At 67.5% G+C, this 16715-nt stretch carries 18 protein-coding genes; 12 read left to right on the top strand and 6 right to left on the bottom strand.

The genetic code is table 11. The features are described from left to right. Window positions 1–97 precede the first annotated feature (97 nt). The 4 genes from QMX81_RS06910 to QMX81_RS06895 form a co-directional block, all read right to left on the bottom strand. The gene (locus tag QMX81_RS06910) at window positions 98–2152 is read right to left on the bottom strand and encodes a TonB-dependent receptor (RefSeq protein WP_282259972.1); all 2055 of its coding nucleotides are present in this window, start codon (window positions 2150–2152) and stop codon (window positions 98–100) included. 190 nt (window positions 2153–2342) lie between these two features. Continuing rightward, window positions 2343–3272 (bottom strand): hypothetical protein, encoded by a 930-nt coding sequence (locus tag QMX81_RS06905; protein ID WP_282259970.1) that lies wholly within the window; start codon window positions 3270–3272, stop codon window positions 2343–2345. A gap of 46 nt (window positions 3273–3318) precedes the next feature. After that, a complete protein-coding gene (locus QMX81_RS06900; RefSeq protein WP_088433407.1) occupies window positions 3319–3675 on the bottom strand; it encodes a VOC family protein in 357 nt (118 codons plus the stop codon). Window positions 3676–3685: 10 nt separating this feature from the next. Beyond that, the gene (locus QMX81_RS06895; protein WP_282259967.1) at window positions 3686–4102 is read right to left on the bottom strand and encodes an H-NS family nucleoid-associated regulatory protein; all 417 of its coding nucleotides are present in this window, start codon (window positions 4100–4102) and stop codon (window positions 3686–3688) included. A gap of 187 nt (window positions 4103–4289) precedes the next feature. Between QMX81_RS06895 and QMX81_RS06890 the strand changes: the two genes are divergently transcribed. Next, complete coding sequence (locus QMX81_RS06890; protein WP_088433405.1) at window positions 4290–4667, top strand: glycine zipper 2TM domain-containing protein; 378 nt, start codon at window positions 4290–4292, stop codon at window positions 4665–4667. A 28-nt stretch (window positions 4668–4695) separates the two neighbouring features. On the opposite strand, the gene QMX81_RS06885 is transcribed toward QMX81_RS06890, so the two are convergent. Continuing rightward, window positions 4696–5523, bottom strand: coding sequence for a helix-turn-helix transcriptional regulator (locus QMX81_RS06885; protein WP_336619082.1), 828 nt, complete (start codon window positions 5521–5523; stop codon window positions 4696–4698). A gap of 77 nt (window positions 5524–5600) precedes the next feature. Here QMX81_RS06885 and QMX81_RS06880 point away from each other — a divergent pair, with 77 nt between their 5' ends. The 9 genes from QMX81_RS06880 (at window position 5601) to QMX81_RS06840 (ending at window position 13731) form a co-directional block, all read left to right on the top strand. Next, window positions 5601–7616 carry an FUSC family protein gene (locus QMX81_RS06880; protein ID WP_282259965.1) on the top strand — a complete coding sequence of 672 codons (2016 nt, stop codon included), beginning with the start codon at window positions 5601–5603 and terminating at the stop codon, window positions 7614–7616. A gap of 4 nt (window positions 7617–7620) precedes the next feature. After that, window positions 7621–7830 (top strand): DUF1656 domain-containing protein, encoded by a 210-nt coding sequence (locus QMX81_RS06875; RefSeq protein ID WP_088433403.1) that lies wholly within the window; start codon window positions 7621–7623, stop codon window positions 7828–7830. A 1-nt stretch (window position 7831) separates the two neighbouring features. Then, window positions 7832–8716 (top strand): biotin/lipoyl-binding protein, encoded by an 885-nt coding sequence (locus QMX81_RS06870; protein WP_282259964.1) that lies wholly within the window; start codon window positions 7832–7834, stop codon window positions 8714–8716. Next, window positions 8713–10173, top strand: a complete 1461-nt coding sequence (locus tag QMX81_RS06865; protein WP_282259963.1) for an efflux transporter outer membrane subunit — start codon at window positions 8713–8715, stop codon at window positions 10171–10173. The genes QMX81_RS06870 and QMX81_RS06865 overlap by 4 nt, the downstream gene beginning before the upstream one ends. 309 nt (window positions 10174–10482) lie before the next feature. Beyond that, on the top strand, window positions 10483–11649 hold the full coding sequence (locus QMX81_RS06860; protein WP_282259962.1) for a hypothetical protein: 1167 nt from the start codon (window positions 10483–10485) through the stop codon (window positions 11647–11649). Beyond that, entirely contained in the window at window positions 11642–11914 is a 273-nt protein-coding gene (locus tag QMX81_RS06855; protein WP_282259961.1) for a hypothetical protein, read from the top strand. The genes QMX81_RS06860 and QMX81_RS06855 overlap by 8 nt, the downstream gene beginning before the upstream one ends. 355 nt (window positions 11915–12269) lie before the next feature. Beyond that, window positions 12270–12482, top strand: coding sequence for a helix-turn-helix domain-containing protein (locus QMX81_RS06850; RefSeq protein WP_282259960.1), 213 nt, complete (start codon window positions 12270–12272; stop codon window positions 12480–12482). Window positions 12483–12618: 136 nt separating this feature from the next. Continuing rightward, on the top strand, window positions 12619–12888 hold the full coding sequence (locus QMX81_RS06845) for a hypothetical protein (protein WP_088433391.1): 270 nt from the start codon (window positions 12619–12621) through the stop codon (window positions 12886–12888). Between the two features lie 156 nt (window positions 12889–13044). After that, entirely contained in the window at window positions 13045–13731 is a 687-nt protein-coding gene (locus tag QMX81_RS06840) for a hypothetical protein (RefSeq protein WP_253247686.1), read from the top strand. Window positions 13732–13738: 7 nt separating this feature from the next. Here the strand turns inward: QMX81_RS06840 and QMX81_RS06835 are convergent, their stop codons facing one another. Continuing rightward, window positions 13739–15223, bottom strand: a complete 1485-nt coding sequence (locus tag QMX81_RS06835) for an FAD-dependent oxidoreductase (protein ID WP_282259958.1) — start codon at window positions 15221–15223, stop codon at window positions 13739–13741. A gap of 114 nt (window positions 15224–15337) precedes the next feature. Here QMX81_RS06835 and QMX81_RS06830 point away from each other — a divergent pair, with 114 nt between their 5' ends. Then, window positions 15338–15757 (top strand): MarR family transcriptional regulator, encoded by a 420-nt coding sequence (locus tag QMX81_RS06830; RefSeq protein ID WP_282259956.1) that lies wholly within the window; start codon window positions 15338–15340, stop codon window positions 15755–15757. Window positions 15758–15830: 73 nt separating this feature from the next. After that, on the top strand, window positions 15831–16646 hold the full coding sequence (locus QMX81_RS06825) for a trypsin-like serine protease (protein ID WP_282259954.1): 816 nt from the start codon (window positions 15831–15833) through the stop codon (window positions 16644–16646). Window positions 16647–16715 lie beyond the last annotated feature (69 nt).

The raw sequence follows: 16715 nt of genomic DNA, 5'->3' as shown, positions 1-16715 counted from the left end.
TTTTAAAACCCCCCCGCGCACCCCCCCCCCCGGGGGGGGGGGGGTTCCCCCCCCCCCCCCCCTTCGTTGCTTCAGGTCTGCACTCGGCCCGGCGCGGTCAGAACCGCGCCGTGGCACCCACGAAGAAGGTGCGTGCGCCGCCGTCGTAGTTGTTGCCTTCCTCGATGGTGGAGACATCGCCGAGGTTGAGCACGCCCGCGCGCACCGTCAGGTGCTCGTTGACGTCGTAGCCGGTGACCAGATCCCAGGTGGTATACGCCTTGGCGAACGTGGCGCTGGTGGAGGACACCAGCTGTTCGCCGATGTGCTGCGCGCTCAGGTTGAGCGACCAGTCATCGGTGACCTGCCAGTCCAGCGAGGTATTGGCGGTCAGCTTGGGCACCACCAGCAGGCTGGCGCCGGTGGTGCGGTTCTTCGATTCCAGCATGCGCGTGGCGTTGGTGATCCAGTTCAGTCGCTCATGCAGGGGCACGGTGACGCTGGCTTCGACGCCGCGGGTACGGGCCTTCTGGATGTTCTGCGCGACCGTCCACCAGAAACCGTTGACGAAGCTGGTCGTCTGGCCGGGGATGTCACGCAGCGGGACCTGCTGGATCTTGTCATCGAAGTCGGTCAGGAAGTAGGTGGCCGAGGCCGACCAGCCGTTCTTGTCGTAGCCGACGCCCAGCTCGTAGTTGGTGCTGGTTTCCGGCTCCAGGTTCGGATTGCCGGCCATGTAGCAGCCGGTGGTGCCATCGGCGCTGATCGAGCGGTTGGTCCAGCCTTCCACGGTCAACGCGGTGCAGCCGTTGCCACCGGACTGGGTCGCAGCGCCCGCGGTGCCCTGCTTCAGGGTGGGCGCGCGGAAGCCCTGCGAGACACCGCCGCGCACGGTCCAGTCATCGGACGGGTGCCAGACGCCGTAGACACGCGGGCTCAGGTTGTCGTCGTAATTGTCGGTGTTGTCCCAGCGCAGGCCCACGGTCAGGATGAAGCGCTCGTGCAGCGTGATGTGATCTTCGGCGAACAGCGCCCAGGAGTCGGCCTCACTGACCGGGCTGATCCGCCCGGTACCGGTCCAGGTGACCGGCACGGTGCCGATGGTGTCGCCGTTCTTCAACTCTTCGCGCTTCCACTGCCCGCCCACGTTCAAGCTCTGCTCGACGCCCCAATGGAAGCTGCGGGTGAACGCGGTATCGAACACCGTCTCCTTGGAGTGGTTGCCGACCACGCTGCCCTTGTCTTCGTAATCGTTCTGCACCAGCGTCGTCTTGGACGTGGCGGCATCGCCGTAGCGACCATCGTGCATGACCACGTAGCCGGTCTGCACCAGCTTGGACAGACCCCACGCACCGACCGCGCCGGCACCACTGTTGCGCTGCTCGCCACGCGAGGCTTCAAAGCCGACGGTGTGGTCATCATTGACGCGCCAGTTCAGCAGCGCGTTGGCGTTCTCGGCCTTGTTGCCGGGCGTCTGGCGGCGGCCGGTATCCGATTCGCGGTTGGTGACATTGGCACCGACGCGCAGGCCCAGGTTCTCGGTCAGCGGACCACTGAACAGCGCGCCCATCTGGGTGGTATCGCCGCGGGTCGGGGAATCGGGCTTGCTGTAGTTGAAGGTGACCGAGCCGCCCCATTCGTCGGCGATCTTGCGGGTGATGATGTTGATCACCCCGCCCATCGCATCCGAGCCGTACAACGAGGACATCGGCCCGCGGACCACCTCGATGCGCTCGATCATGTCCGGCGAGAGCCAGTTCAGATCCTGCGGGCCCAGGTCATCGCGGTAGTTCACGCCGGAGGAATTGCCCTGGCGGCGGCCGTCGATGAGGATCAGGGTGTACTGCTCGGGCAGGCCGCGCAGGCGGATCTTGGACTGCGCGCCGGACAGCGCGTAGCCGCCGGTCACGCCGGGCACGGTGCTCAGCAGTTGGCCGATGCTGCTGACCGGCTTGCGTTCGATCTCCTCGCGGGTGATCACGCTGATGCTGGCCGGGGCGTCCTTGATCCACTGCTGGGCGCCGGTGGCGGTGACCACCACGGTATCCATCTGGCGGGGTGAGGCGGCTGCATCCGCAGCGGCATCGGCATGCGCCTGGGCGGTCAGTACCAGACCGATGGCGACGGCCAGCGTGGCGCCGGAACGACGGGAAGAAGGGGAGGGGTGCGACATCGCGAAAGTACTCCGTGGCTATGGGAGCCCGCTGGCGATGGCTGGGGACGTCCGTGTGGGGTTTCAAGTAATCTTAACAATAGTATCACGAATCATTCGCATTTGAAATGTAGTGATACACGTCGATATCGACGGCTGCCGTTATCGCTGTGCGGGGTCGATCACGAGAAACCCATGAGGGCCGTGCGGTTTACTCCACAACACGCAACTGCCCGGTAAAGCTCGGCCGCAGTGCCAGTTTGTGGGTGATGCTGGTGATGGTCCGGCGCGGGTCGGTCGGGTGCGGCCGTGAGGCGGTGCTGCTTCTTCCCTGGCGCCACAGCCCGAACATCACGATCTCCGCGCCCACCGGGAAGGACTTCAGCCACGCCGTATCGGTGTGCCCGACGCTGACTTCGTAGAAATCCCGGCGGTCGGTCACGCCGGTGTGCTGATACTTCGGGGCACAGTTGAGGAAGGTGACGCGATGGGGGTCACCCGGCTGTGGCGTGCGATGTGACCGCACCGTCCCGAGCAGCGCCAGCGGCAGCTCGCTGGATGCCGAGCCAAGCCGTTCCCATGCCTCGTCGTAGCGGTCCTGCCCGTAGAGGAAATTCGCCCAATCGACCCGCTTCTTGCCCAGGCGCAGGGTCAGCTGCGCGGTCAGCAGCGTGTCGTCCTCGCACATCGCCTGCAGGATCAGCAGGTCGTTGAGGGTGCGCAGGTGACCGTCGAATGGTGCGTCTGCCGGGAGAAGTGCCGGCCCCGCGCTGCCGCGTTTCAGGGCCTGCTGGAGGATCAGCAGGCGAAGCTCGTGCTTCCCATCATCCAGCGTCGGCAGGAACTCGGGATCGCCACCGGCGGCAAGCAGGGCCTGCAGATGAGAGGCCGCGATGTAGCGACACCCGGGCAGATGCCCGGTGCCCTTGTTCAGGGCGAGGTAGGCGGGGAAATGGAGGGGCGGGGCGCGATCCACGCCGGGCCTGCTGTGCTCGGGAACGAATCTCACCGGCACGTTGCACCCATCGCACAGCAGGGTCGGCAGGGTCTGTTGCGCGTCATGACGCTTCTGCAGGTCGCCCACCCGGTGCAGGGTGCCGTGCGTGCCCACTGCCTTGCGCATCTTGATTCCGCGACTCATCTGCAACCACTGCTTCGTTCAATGGCGACCATCATAGTCGCTTCGATCAGTCGCCCTGTGTCGCGAAGCGCAGCCGGTTGTGGTCGGGGTCGATCACCATCATTTCGCGCCCGCCCCACGGCACGTCTGCCGGCGGTCGGAAGACCGGCGCGCCGGCCGCAACGAACGCGGCATGCAATGCGTCCACGTCGGGCACATGAAAGTACACGGCGCCCCCGGGCTCGCAATCGCCGGTGTGTTCGCTGAGGAACATCTGCTGGCCCTCACGGCTGATCTGCACGAACAGCGGCATGTCCGGTGCGAAGCGGTGTTCCCAGTCGATCGCGAACCCGAGCCGCTGGTAGAACGGCACGCTGATCGCGGCATCGGTCATGCGCAGTTGCGGAATGACGGTCTGCGGCATGGGTGCGGCCTCAGCCTGGATAGGACGGGAAGCGCTGATCGGGGTGAGTCTTCTTCCATTCGGTATGCGCGACCGTGCCTTCCCAGGACAGGAAAGCGTTCGGTACGCGCCCGCGGCCCGACCAGGTGGCGCCGCTGTGCGGCAACCAGAAACGGGGCGGCAGATCTTCCTTCGGGGCCTTGGCGGCCTTGGGGGCTTTCTCGCGCTTGGCCGCAGGCGCGGTGTCCAGCAGCGCCCGGATCCTGCGCTGCTGCTCGGGGCTGAAATCGGCGTAGCTGGTGGTCAACAGGAGCGTGACACGCTCGTAGGCTTCCCTGGTGGCTGCTTTCAGCAGTGCCTGCTCGTCCATTCCAGATCGCGCGACCGCCGCTGCCAGTGTGGCGTTCATCGTTGCTGCGGAAGAGGCGGTGGAGGGCGTACGGGGCATGGGATTCCAGAGAAGGAGGGACTGACGGAGGGCACGATAGCAAATGCGTATGTGAAGCGGCCGATGGTGGTGTCCGGCGTGCCTACGCCAACCTGAACAGGGGTCGGTTCATCTGCAGGTACGCAATGTTCCGGCAACCTTCGGCGACCAGATTCGATTCAACACCGTTCCCTTGGAGGATCCAACCATGCTCACCTCGACCGTTTTCAGCTTCCGTGGCCTGGCTCTGGCATTGGCACTGACCGCTGGCGTGACCGCCGCGGGCAATGCGGATGCGATGTCGCGCAAGGACAAGAACACGCTGGTCGGTGCCGTCGTGGGGGGCGTGGCCGGGCACGTGCTGTCCAACGGAGATCCGCTGATGACCGCCGGTGGCGCGGTGGCAGGCGGGGCCATCGGCAACGTGACCACGAAGGATCGCCGGGACAACCGTAATCATCGCTACGACCGCGATCGTCGCTATGACCGCGACCACCGCTACGAGCGGAGCAGTCGCCATGACCGCCGACATGACCAGCGTCGCTGGAACCAGGACCGCCGCAACCACAATCGCGGCTGGCGCTGATCCCCGCCGCGTTCCCGTTCCCGGCGCGCTAGGCCTGCGCGTCGGGGTCTGGGGCACCCGCCGCCTGGCGGCGCGAGCGCGCGGCGAAGTAACGGGTGGGCGAAAGCCCCAGCGCCTTCTTGAACATGGTGATGAAGGCCGTGACGGACTCGTAGCCCAGGCCTTCGGATACCCGCTGTACCGGGGCGCCGGCAGCGAGCTCCCGCACCGCGATCAGCAGTTGGAGCTGCTGCCGCCATTTTCCGAACGACAGGCCGGTCTCGCTGGCGATCAGGCGCGTCAGCGTGCGCTCGCCCAGCGCAAGGCGCTTGGCCCATTCGGTGATCGTGCCGCGGTCTTCCGGATGTGCTGAAAGGGCAGCGGCGAGTGCCCGGATTTTCGGATGATGACTCACCGGCAGGTACAGCCGTTCGGTCGGCATCTGCACCAGTTCTTCCAGCAGCACGCGGGCAAGGCGATCGGTCGGCCCATCGCGCGGGTAGTCGAACGGGGCGTCGGCCAGATGCAGGATCATCTCGCGCACCATCGGTGAAATCGTCAGCGTCACGCAATGCTGTGGCAGATCCACCACGCCGGGCTCCACGAACAGGTAACAGAGCCGCGCGTTCGCCGTGGCACGGTTGCTGTGCGGCATGCCACCGGGAATCCATACCCCGCATTGTGGCGGGACGATCCACGATGCGTGTTCCACCTCACAGGTGACGGCCCCATGCAGGGCCAGGATCAGCTGACCTTTGCGATGATCGTGGACCGGGATCTCCGCCGCGTGCTCGGTTACCTGCAGGCGCTTGGCCACGGCGGGCCGATCCGTCACATCCGGGTCGATGTCGAAGCCGGCGATGGAAACGGGAGGCATTATCGTGACCGGATTTAGCGATTGACTGGCATTGTAGCGAGATTCGATCACCCGGGTCGGTGCCTACGATGTGCGCCATGCACCCGTCGCCCCCTCCCGTTCGCCGCACCGTTCTGGTCTGGCCGCTTGCACTGCTGACGTCGCCCGCGCTCAGGGCCGACCAGGAAGCCGCACTGTTCTCGCTGAAATGCCTGGTCGCCGCAGTCCTTGGCCTGTACGTGTCCTTGTGGATCGGCCTGACCCGTCCCTTCTGGGTGATCGGGACCGTCTATCTCGTCTCGCAACCGATGTCCGGTGCCACCCTCAGCCGCGGCCTGTTCCGGCTGCTGGGTACGCTGGGCGGTGCGGCAGCCACGGTGCTGCTGGTGCCACGCTTCGCCAACGAACCCCTGGTGCTGAGCGTGGTGCTGGCGGCCTGGATGGGGCTGTGCCTGTATCTGGCCATGCTGGACCGCACGCCGCGTGCCTACGCTTTTCTGCTTGCCGGCTATACGACCAGCCTGATCGGGTTCCCCAGTGTGATGGCGCCCGAGGCGGTCTTCAGCGTCGCCGTCATGCGGGTGCAGGAAATCTCCCTCGGCATTCTTGCTGCCACGCTGGTGCACGCGCTGCTCCTGCCGCGCCCGGTCTCGCGGCGGGTCAAGGTCCGCGTTGCCGCGATCCTGGCCGACGCCGAGCGCTGGACCCGCGACATGCGCGCCGGCGCGACCGAGGCCGTGCTTGCCGAAGACCGCGCCAAGGTCGCGGTGGACCTGCTTGAGCTGCACACGTTGGCGGTCCACCTTCGGTTCGACAGCGCCTACGGCGTCACCCAGGCAGAGGTGCTGCGGGCGCTGCATGACCGCATGCTCGACGTGCTGGTGCTGTCCAGCGGCGTAGAGGACGCGATGGCAGCGCTGCGTGCACCAGCACGCGGGTGTCCGGCCGCCCGCGGCTCGGCGCACGACACGGCGGACGTGGAGGAGGCGGCCGGCGTGGACAGCTGGCAGGCGCTGCTGTCAGCGGGCCTGGCCGCGGATCTTGCCGGGCTGGATGTCGCGCATCGCGACTGCCGCCTGCTGGAACACCAGCTGGGTCGCGACGATCCGCACTGGCGCCGGCAGGTGCCCGCCCGTCTCGCAGGCGAGGCGCGTGGCCATGTCCTGCACCGGGACCATCGGCTCGCCCTGCGCAGCGCGCTTGGCGCCTTCATCGGCATCGTGCTGAGTTGCGTGGTGTGGATCGCGACGGGCTGGTCCGACGGCGCGACCGCCGTCTCCATCATCGGCACCGCGTGTGTGCTGTTCGGTACCACCGAGGCGCCCGCGGGCCATGTCATGCGCTATCTGGCCGGTTCGGCCATCGGCGTGGCGGTCGGCCTGGTCTACGGACTGGCGATCCTCCCTGGCATGTCCGGCTTTGTCGGTCTGGCCGTGGCGCTGGCGCCGGCCCTGCTGCTCAGCGGCGCCTTTCTGGCTCGGCCGGCGTTCACCCTGGCTGCACTTGGCGTGGTGCTGACCTTTCCGCTCGTTGCCGGCCTCGGCGCCACCAATGCATGGGATTTCGTGGCCGCCGTCAACAGCAGCGTGGCGCTGCTGGTGGGTATGGGCGTCGCGTTGTGCAGCATGCTGTTGTTCCAGACCCTGGATACCCATCGCAGCCGCCGCAGGCTGCAGGCCGCGCTCCGGCACGATGTCGCGCGGCGGATGCGCGGTGGCGTGAGTGACGTCGCCGGCTGGAGGAGCCGCATGGTGGACCGCCTGGGTCTGCTGGCACCGCGGCTGCGCGGACAGCCAGGCGCCAGCCAGTGCCTGCGCGCGGGCTTTGCCGCTCTGCGTGCGGCCGATGTGGTTGCCGAGCTTCGCTGCCTGGGCAGCCGTTCGGACGCGCCAACCATCCGCCGCTGTCATGCAGCGCTGATCGACGCGGTGATCGATCACTGCCAGCGCGACACGCTCCAGCGCCATGCCCCGGATACGCACCTGCTGGACTGCCTTGATTGTGCCCGGGGAGCGGTGCTGGCGGGGGATGAGCCAGAGCGCACGCGCCTGCTGTTGCTGCTCGCCGCACTCCGCCGCGATGTGCTGGCACCCCTGATCGCGCATGGAGACTGATGCGATGTTGCCCGACGTTTCCGTTGATGGCGTTTTCATCCCCGGCCTGATGGCCGTGGCCCTTGCCGCGCTGGCGCTGTCGTTGATGGCGTCGCGGCTGCTGGCGCGGCTCGGGCTGTACCGGCTGTTTGCCTGTCGCCCGCTGGTCGGCCTGTCCCTGTTCGTCATCCTGGCCGAATGGTTGATCCAGTTCGTGCCCCTGCTTGAGAAATGAAATGAAGCACACGCTCGTTGTTCTTGGCCGTTGGAGCGCTACGCTCTGCCTGGTCTCCCTCGCCGTGATCGCGGTTCTGTCGCTGTGGAGCCGATACGAACGGCATCCCTGGACGCGCGATGGTCGCGTCCGCGCGGATGTGGTCCGGGTCGCGTCCGACCAGGGCGGGCTGGTCACCCGGGTGCTGGTGCAGGACAATCAGCGGGTCAGGGCAGGGCAGTTGCTGCTGGTACTGGACCAGCCGCGTTTCGCCGCCGCGCTGGAAACGGCCGACGCACGGCTGCGCAGCGCCCAGGCGACGCTTGCGCTGGCGCGCCGCGAATCGGCACGGGACGGTGCCCTGGGCAACCTGGTCGCCTCCGAGACACGGGAGCGCAACGCCGCCAAGGTCGACACCGAAGTGGCCGGCCTGGCCGAAGCGCAGGCCGAGCGACGAGTGGCACGGCTGAATGTCCAACGGACCGAAGTGCGCGCCACTGCCGATGGCATCGTGACCAACCTGGACCTGCACCCCGGCGACTTCCTGCCGCCGGGCACCCAGGCCATGGCCCTGATCGCCACCCGCAGCCTGCGGATCGAGGGCTACTTCGAAGAAACCAAGCTTGCCTGCATCACCGAGGGCGATCACGCGACAGCGCGCCTGATGGGCGACACCCGTGACGTGCACGGCCACGTCGAGAGCATTGCTGCCGGCATCGCCGATGACCAGCGCTCGAACACCCACAACCTGCTGCCCGCGGTGGCGCCGACGTATGCGTGGGTGCGGCTGGCGCAGCGCATCCCCGTGCGCATCCGGATCGACGACATCCCGCCTGATACCCGCCTGATCATCGGCAGGACGGCCAGCGTCACCATCACCCCGACGGTACGGGGCGCCTGCAAATGAGGGCGCACCTTCGGCGTGTGGGCGCGATCAGTGCGATGCTGTGGTTGTCCGGCTGCGTATCGGGTCCGGATTACCGTGTTCCGGCCACTGCCATGGCGGTGGCGCCCGATGCCCAGGGTCGCTTCGCTTCAAGCAGAGCGCCAACGTATACGCAGGCCGAGCCGCCAGACCATTGGTGGCAGCTGTACCAGGACGCGCAGCTGGAGGCCTACGTGGCCGAAGCGCTGCGGGCCAACACGGACCTGCGCGCGGCCGATGCCAATCTTCGGCGTGCCTCGGCGGTGGTGCTGGAGCATCAGGCGCAAGGCACCTTGCGCACCGACACTGCGGCATCAGGCACGCTCGCGCATGCGGGCGGCTACACGCTGCCCTCGGGCTCGCTGCCGCAGGCCTATGCGCTCGGCATCACGCTGTCGTATCCATTGGATCTGGCCGGCGGCATCCGCCGCGGCATCGAAGCGGCCAGCGCCGATGCCGAAGCCGTCGCAGCGGCCCGTGACCACGTCAGGGTGACGGTCGCGGCGGCGGTGACCCGCGCCTACGTCGGCGCCTGCGCCGCCAATCAGACGCTGGCAGCGACCCAGCGTGTGCTGTCGACCCAGCGCGACACGCTGGATGCGACCCGCCGGCTTGCCGCCGGTGGGCGCGGCACGGAGTTCGACGTGACCCGTGCCAGCGCCGCGGTCAACCGGAGTGCGGCGGCCGTTCCGCAGCTGATCGCCGAACGTCAGCGAGCAGTGGCTCAGCTGGGTGCGCTGATGGGCCGGGTGCCGTCCCATTATCCGCAGGAGGTCAGCGCCTGCGCGCGACCGCCCCGGCTGGATCGGCCCCTGCCGGTGGGCAACGGGTGGCAGCTGATCCAGCGGCGTCCGGACATCCGTGCGGCAGAACGCAGCCTGGCCGCTGCGACGGCCACCATTGGCGTGGAGACCGCCGAGCTGTATCCGCAGGTCAACCTCGGCGCCTCGGCCGGCATGGCGAATGCCCCCCGGCGGCTGCTTGCCAGCGAGAGCGTCGGTGCCAGCGTCGGGCCGCTGCTGTCATGGCGCTGGCCGAACCGGCGCGCAGTGAAGGCCCGGATCGCTGCGGCCAATGCGCGTGCGGAGGCGGCGTTGGCCTCCTTCGATGGCGCCGTGGTGCAGGCGCTGCAGCAGACAGACACCGCGCTATCCACTTACTCGCAGGCGCTCGATCGCGAGGCCAGCCTGGCCCGAGCGCGTGAGGACGCCGCCCATGCCAGTGCGCAGGCCGGGCAGCTGTACCGGTTCGGCCGAATCGGTTTCATCGACGTGCTCTCGGCAGAGGCGGCGCTGGCGGATGCGGAATCCGCATTGGCGTCCTCGCAGGCACAGCTGATTGACCGCCAGGTGGACCTGTTCCTGGCCCTGGGGGGCGGTTGGTCGCCGTCCGGCCCGGGCGACGATGCGGAAGCGGAGGCGGCGCAGCGCGCCCCGTGAGCGCAGGCAGGAGGTCGGCCTCATGGCGTCACTGCCCGCCTCGGGTTACCTTCCGGAGCTGGTGCAGCGTGGGTACGCCCAGGGAGAGGTGCGGGAATGATGGCAGGGATGTCCACAATGAAGCGGGCAAGGCCGCCGCGGCGTCCTGCACGCGGTCACCGCGTTGCTGTCGCCGTCGCAGCCGTCATCGCAACCCTTTGGCTGATGCCCTGCAGCGCTGCACCCCAGGCTCCGCCGGCGGGGGTCGATGACGCGCTGACCAGGGTCGCCAGCGTGGCGGAGGCCGCGTCGTCCAGGCAGGTTGCACAGATGCTGTGGGGAACACCACTGGATGCGCCGGTGGTGGTGCACGACCGCGGCTCCGGCACCAGCTGGCGGAGAAACGGCGTTGCAGGCACCACGCTCCCCGTCGTGCTTCGCAACGACCAGCCGCCCGCGAACACCTGCATCACGATCGATGGTGCCCCTGCGGTGCTGCTGCTTCTGCCACTGCCCGCAGAGCTGGACGGACTGGCCACGCTGCTCTGGCACGAGCAGTGGCACTGCGTGCAGGCGGCCCTCGGCCTGCCTGCCGCCGAAGGTGACACGGCCCATCTGGACAACGAAGCCGGTCGCACCGCGTTGCGGCTGGAGATGCGTGCGCTGGCGCAGGCACTCTCCACGCGCGATGAGCGCCAGGCGCGCCAGCATGCGGCAGCGGCGCTGGGCTTCAGGGCATTGCGTTCGGACGCTGCGGCAGCGGGGACACGCGCGCTGGACGAAGAGGCGAAGGTGGAGCGCAACGAAGGCCTGGCCGAGTACACCGGGCGCAGAATCGCCGCGGCCGCGCATGAGGGCGATGCGGTGTCCGCCGCGGTGGATGCGCTGGCCAAGGCGGATGCGTCGCAGAGTTTCGTGCGTTCGGCGGCGTACGCGACCGGACCGGCGTACGGGATGCTGCTCGACCGTTGGTCGCCGCCATGGCGCAGCGGGTTGTCTGCCCGCTCGGCATTGCCTGCGCTGCTGGCCGATGCGCTGGGCGGGCCCGGCATCGCAAAGGGCGATGCCGGATATGGCGCGGACGAGGTGCGCGCAGAGGAACGCGAACGCGCCACAGTGCGGGAGCGACGCAGCGCCGGCTATCGTGAGCGTTTCCTCGGTAACGATGCGGTTCGGCTGGAACTGCGCAAACCGTCGGTGTCGTTCGATCCGCGTTCTCTCTTCCCGCTCGACGATGCCGGGACGGTCTATACACCCCTGACGGTGCGGGACGAGTGGGGCGAGCTGACGGCGGCGGCCGGTGCGTTGCTCTCCAAGGACTGGGCGCTGCTCAGCGTGGGCGGCGGCGCCGTGGAAGGCGAGGGGGCCAGGTGGTCGGGCCCCGGCTGGACGCTGGTGCTCAGCGAGGGGTGGCGCCTGGGCAGGGATGCCGGCGGCTGGCGTGTGACGAAGGCGCTGGAGGCGAGCGTGGGTGATCGGGCCGGCGATGATGAGTGAGGCATCGCATCAGATAAGGACGCACCTTCAATGCGGTGATGTCGAGCTGGCCCATGCCGTTGGCAAAGCCGCCTTGCGTGACACCCCCGACGACCCGGCCGTGGTGTCTGCGCTGCTGGAGCTCACTGCCAAGCTGCGCTCGGAATGCATGGACATGGCGATCAGGAAGATGGATGGCAGCGCCATCTACGCTGCAACGGAAGCACTTCTGCGTGAGGTCAATGTGCTCACCGGACAGGACCTATACGGACGTTTCGGACCGTAGCGTCCGTTCAAGGCGGCATTGTCGCCTGGCGTGCCTTGCAGCACGTCCTCCCTGCAGCAGGCGTGAAGCGGGCACCGGGTCTTTCCCGGGTCTCAGTCATCTGACGATTGCGCTCCGCGTCATCGCCTGAAGACATCGCACCCCTGTGCCCGCCGCGCCCTCAGCGCACGCCGGGCGGCAGCGCCGTGCCCGCGGATTGGCCGTCCCCCACGCGGATGGGCAACGGCACAGAAATCGCTTGACCTTCCAAGCGTGGCATGCCGGACAACTGTCGCCGGAGCCGCTCCGGTTCAGCAATCCAGACATCCAACCGCAGTCGCGAAAGGCACAACGATGACAATCACGCGGGCGAACGGTGGCGAGGCTGTTCCATCGAGAAGTCGGTATGAGTTTTGGCGACTGGCGGCGGCGGATGTGCCTGCTGCTCAGCCTGCCGCGCCTCGCCTCGGGCGTCTCCATCCTTGAGGTTGCGCTGGAGCATGGTTATCAGAGCCCAAGCGCGTTCTCGGCCATGTTTCGCCGCTCTCTCGGGGTGTCACCGACGGAGTATCTGGTCTCCAACGTGTGAGGTTTTCAGAGTGGGAAAACGAGAGCGCATGTCCTTCACGCTGCCTCTACGTCGCCGAGCTTCAACTGAATGCCGGTCATGGCGCTGGCGTAAACGCCGCTATAGTCCGAACACCCCATGAGAAGGAGGCAGTGCGATGATTCTGACCAAACAACACCTGACGACCGCGCGTACGCTTGCTGTGGCGCTTGTCGCTACCGTGGGCCTGAGTGCCTGTGCGACCTACAAAGACGAGTTTGCAACGATCAATTCACGCCTCGACCAGCTCGACGTGAAGGTGCAGGGTGCAGCGCAGAGCGCCGAGTCCGCCAATCAGTCGGCGCAGCAGGCCAACCAGCGTCTGGATCAGATCGAGGGCCGCGTCCAGCAGCTCGAACAAGCACCGCGTCGCAAGCCGCGCGGCTGATTCGTTCCCGCAGCATGTATCAGGCAGGCAACGTGTGAATCGGAAACCAGTGGCCTTTGCAGGCCACTGGTTTCCTGTGGCTGTGCAGTCTTCAATGTAAGGAATTGTCCCATCCGTACGCACTCATACCCTGTAACCCGGGCCCTGCGTGGCGCATTGGCCGTGGCGCTGGCGTTCACGAGCATCGGCGTGGCCAGCGCCGAGGATGCTCCCGCTCAGCCAGCACCCGCCGTCGATGAGCTTCCGCAAGGGCAGGCCGTGTCCGAGACCGTGATTGAACTCGCGGGCTGGGTTGTCGCGAGCAAGGACAGCCAAGGCTATCCGTTTGCGATCATGGACAAGGCCGCTGCGCAGATCCTGGTCTTCGACGGCGATGGCAAGCTTCGCGGCGCCGCCCCGGGGCTGTTCGGCTCGGCGACCGGCGACCACATCGCGCCGGGGATCGCCGGCCTCGCCCTTCGCGAAATTCCCGGCCGGGATCGCACGACGCCCGCCGGGCGCTTTGTGGGGGGCTTCGGGCCGTCCATCGACGCGGGCCGCGTCCTGTGGGTCGACTACGATTCCGCCGTCTCCATCCACCCCACAGCGACAGGTGTCCCGAAAGAGCGACGGGCCGAGCGACTGGCATCGGCGTCACCGGACGACAATCGCGTCACCCATGGCTGCATCAATGTCTCGCCGGCGTTCTACGCGCAGATCATTGAATCTACCTTCCAGCGCGGCGGGGTGTTCTACGTCCTTCCCGACAAGGCCTCGATAGCGGAGACCTTCCCGGAGTTCGCGAAGAGTCGCGAGGCGACCCAGGGCGATGAGGGAGCCCGCGCGGGTCCCGCCGGCAAGTAATGCGTCGTCATGGCGCATGGCGTTCAAAATGCGCCAGCAGCGCCGCCAGGTGCGGCGTGTCGACGATAGCGGCGATATAGCCGTCCGGCCGGATCAGCAGCCACGCGCCCGGTTGCACGCCATAGGCCTCGGCGAAGTGCCCGTCCGCATCGCGCAGGTCGCCAGCCGGGCCGATGATGTGGACGCGCAACCCCGCGCGCGAGGGGGCGCTGGACCGATCGCAGGCGTAGCCCAGTAATGTCCAATGCGTTCCGCGCAGCACGTCGAACAGGCGCACGCGCTGTCCACCCGCGCCCAGGAGCGGCGCATCGGGCGCCCGGCTGCCCGGCGCGGTGCGTCCGCTGCGGGCCTCGGCAGCCAGCGTGAGTGACGATTCACCATAGGCGAGATCGAGCTGCTGCACGTCGCGCCCGCGGCGGTTGTCGCCGCGCTGGGCCTGAGCGAGCAGCGTCGTGGCAAGCCCGAGCATCGAGGCTGCAATGGGGCGGCGCTCTTCCTCGTAAGTATCCAGCAGGGCCTGCGGCGCACCCTTCAACACCGCCGCCAGTTTCCAACCGAGGTTGTAGGCGTCCTGCGCGCTGGTGTTCAGGCCCTGGCCGCCGGTGGGCGGATGCGTGTGGGCGGCGTCGCCGATGAGGAAAACGCGGCCGTCGCGGTACCGGTCGGCCAATCGCGCGTTCATCCGGTACGCCGAGGCCCAACAGACATCGAGCACTTCGAGATCGTTGCGGCCGGTACGCATGCGCACCATGTCCGCCAGCCCGTCGATGGAAAGGTCGACGTCGCCCTCGAACGGCACGGGGGCCTGCAACTGGAACAGCGCTGTTCCCATGAGCGGGCATAGCGAGATGCGCCGCGCCATGTCGTCCTCGTTGAAACTGTGCCAAGCATCGCGCGGCAATCCCTGCAGGACGATGTCGGCCACCACCGCGCGCACACCCAGTGTTCTGCCCGGGAAGCCGATGTCCAGGGCCTGCCGCACGAAGCTGCGGCCGCCATCGGCGCCCACCAGATAGCGCGTCTGGAGCGTCTGCTCGCCCGTGGGGGTGGCGAGCCGAACCGTCACGCCATTTGCGTCCTGCTCGACGCCGATCAATCCATGCCCGAACTCGACCCGGTGGCCGAGCTCGGCAAGTCGATCGCGCATCACGGCCTCGGTCAGGAACTGCGGCACCATCAGCGGCTGGCGGTAGGGTTCGACCGGCGTAGCCGGTGCGCCTTCGATGACCGTCGCGTCGACGCTGCTGCCGTCGGCGCAATGGACCCGGGACACTGGGTAGGGCCCACCGGCCGCGAACAGCTGATCGAGGATGCCCATGTCCTCGAAGATTTCCTGGCTGCGCGGCTGGATGCCCTTGCCGCGCGAGCCGTGAAAGGGCTGCTTGCGCTGTTCGAACAGCCGGAAGGCGACACCGCGGCGCGCCAGTTCGATGGCCAGGGTGAGGCCGGCAGCGCCGGCACCACAGATCACTACATCAGGGGTATTGCCCATTGTGCCGCTCCAGGTGTGTGTAATATGCACTTACTTGGAGGGGATGCTATGCCTGCGAAAAATAAGGTGCAAGATACACATAATTCTTCCGCATTGAAGTCGCTGCACCTTTCCATGGTCAGCCTCGCCAGCGTGATGAATCGGCCGCGCAACGATGAGCGGCTGATCCAGGAGGCCGGGGTGACGCTGGACCAGGCCCTGTTCCGCCTGCTGGTGGTGATCGAGCGGGTCGGCCCCATCGGCGTGGTGGACCTGGCTGACCGGCTGGGCCGCGACTACACCACCATCAGCCGACAGGTCGCCAAACTGGCGGCGATGGAGCTGGTGACACGTCGTGGAAACCCCGAGGATCGCCGCATCCGTGAGGCGACCATCGCGCCGAAGGGCAAGGAGATGACCGATCGGCTGGACGCCGCACGCGAGCGGATCGGTCGGGAGATCTTCGCGTCCTGGGCGGCGGAAGATGTGTCGGAACTGGTGCGGTTGATGGCAAAGTTCGCCAGCGCACTGGAAGCCCGTGAACGCGCGCCGTAGTGGCGCACCGCGGCCTTCCCAGCCCGTCCGTTCGTCTACCGGATCCCGTTGTCAGACCCTCAAGGCATCACACGTGAAAGGATTGCTGCTTCTTGCCCTGCTCACGGTCGCGTCCTCGACCGCCCATGCCATCGTCATCCGCCACGACGTGGACGATGCGCGGTACCGCGTTCCCGCCACCGAGTTTCCGGCCCTCGTGGATATGCCCGGCGAAGGCCACGGCGCGCTGATCGCACCGCAGTGGGTGCTCACCGCCGCGCACACACTGCCGATGCATGCCGACCTCAAGCAGGTGGTGATCAATGGAGCGGCCCGGGACGTCGAGCGCGTCATCACCCATCCCGGCTACCGGACGCTGCCGCAGACCTTGATCGATCAGGCCATGGCCAGTGGCGAGGCGATGCTGATCGTGGTGTTTCTCGCCTCGGGCGATGATGTTGCGCTGATCCGGTTGAAGGCGCCCGTCACGGATGTTGCGCCCGTTGCGCTTTACAGCGGCAGCGACGAGGCCGGCCAGATCGCGAAAATCCTGGGGAAGGGCGCAACGGGTACCGGCGCCACCGGGCATTCTCCCAACGGCCCCAATCGCACCGAGCTCCGGCGTGCGTTCAACCGGATCACCAGCGCCTACGACCGCTGGCTCTGCTACGTGTTCGACGAACCGCCGGAAGCGTTGCCCCTCGAGGGCGTGCTGGGCAACGGTGACAGCGGTGGCCCGGTGCTCATCGAGCGCGATGGCCAGTGGCTGCTGGCCGGGCAGGGAGCCTGGAAGGTCGTGCAGGGTAATGTGCTGACGGCCCGTCCCGGGCGCTATGGGCAGGTGACCTGCAATGTGCGCGTGAGTCACTATCGGGACTGGATTCAAGGTGTGATGGCCGGGCAGCCTTAGATGGCGTTGGAAGAGGGTACCTGGCGGACCAGGTATCACCGCGTGGCGCAACGTCAGCGGCGATGCCAG

Origin of the sequence: Stenotrophomonas sp. PS02301 (genome assembly GCF_029959485.1) — a bacterium.
Taxonomy (GTDB): domain Bacteria; phylum Pseudomonadota; class Gammaproteobacteria; order Xanthomonadales; family Xanthomonadaceae; genus Stenotrophomonas; species Stenotrophomonas maltophilia_Z.
Note: the sequence above shows the minus strand (reverse complement) of the source record. Positions and strands in the feature narration are given on the sequence as shown.

Excerpts from the sequence above, each read along its gene's own strand:
- QMX81_RS06910 (WP_282259972.1), bottom strand. The coding sequence starts at position 2,152 with ATGTCGCACCCCTCCCCTTCTTCCCGTCGTTCCGGCGCCACGCTGGCC.
- QMX81_RS06905 (WP_282259970.1), bottom strand. The coding sequence starts at position 3,272 with ATGAGTCGCGGAATCAAGATGCGCAAGGCAGTGGGCACGCACGGCACC.
- QMX81_RS06900 (WP_088433407.1), bottom strand. The coding sequence starts at position 3,675 with ATGCCGCAGACCGTCATTCCGCAACTGCGCATGACCGATGCCGCGATC.
- QMX81_RS06895 (WP_282259967.1), bottom strand. The coding sequence starts at position 4,102 with ATGCCCCGTACGCCCTCCACCGCCTCTTCCGCAGCAACGATGAACGCC.
- QMX81_RS06890 (WP_088433405.1), top strand. The coding sequence starts at position 4,290 with ATGCTCACCTCGACCGTTTTCAGCTTCCGTGGCCTGGCTCTGGCATTG.
- QMX81_RS06885 (WP_336619082.1), bottom strand. The coding sequence starts at position 5,523 with ATGCCTCCCGTTTCCATCGCCGGCTTCGACATCGACCCGGATGTGACG.
- QMX81_RS06880 (WP_282259965.1), top strand. The coding sequence starts at position 5,601 with ATGCACCCGTCGCCCCCTCCCGTTCGCCGCACCGTTCTGGTCTGGCCG.
- QMX81_RS06875 (WP_088433403.1), top strand. The coding sequence starts at position 7,621 with ATGTTGCCCGACGTTTCCGTTGATGGCGTTTTCATCCCCGGCCTGATG.
- QMX81_RS06870 (WP_282259964.1), top strand. The coding sequence starts at position 7,832 with ATGAAGCACACGCTCGTTGTTCTTGGCCGTTGGAGCGCTACGCTCTGC.
- QMX81_RS06865 (WP_282259963.1), top strand. The coding sequence starts at position 8,713 with ATGAGGGCGCACCTTCGGCGTGTGGGCGCGATCAGTGCGATGCTGTGG.
- QMX81_RS06860 (WP_282259962.1), top strand. The coding sequence starts at position 10,483 with ATGCTGTGGGGAACACCACTGGATGCGCCGGTGGTGGTGCACGACCGC.
- QMX81_RS06855 (WP_282259961.1), top strand. The coding sequence starts at position 11,642 with ATGAGTGAGGCATCGCATCAGATAAGGACGCACCTTCAATGCGGTGAT.
- QMX81_RS06845 (WP_088433391.1), top strand. The coding sequence starts at position 12,619 with ATGATTCTGACCAAACAACACCTGACGACCGCGCGTACGCTTGCTGTG.
- QMX81_RS06835 (WP_282259958.1), bottom strand. The coding sequence starts at position 15,223 with ATGGGCAATACCCCTGATGTAGTGATCTGTGGTGCCGGCGCTGCCGGC.
- QMX81_RS06830 (WP_282259956.1), top strand. The coding sequence starts at position 15,338 with ATGGTCAGCCTCGCCAGCGTGATGAATCGGCCGCGCAACGATGAGCGG.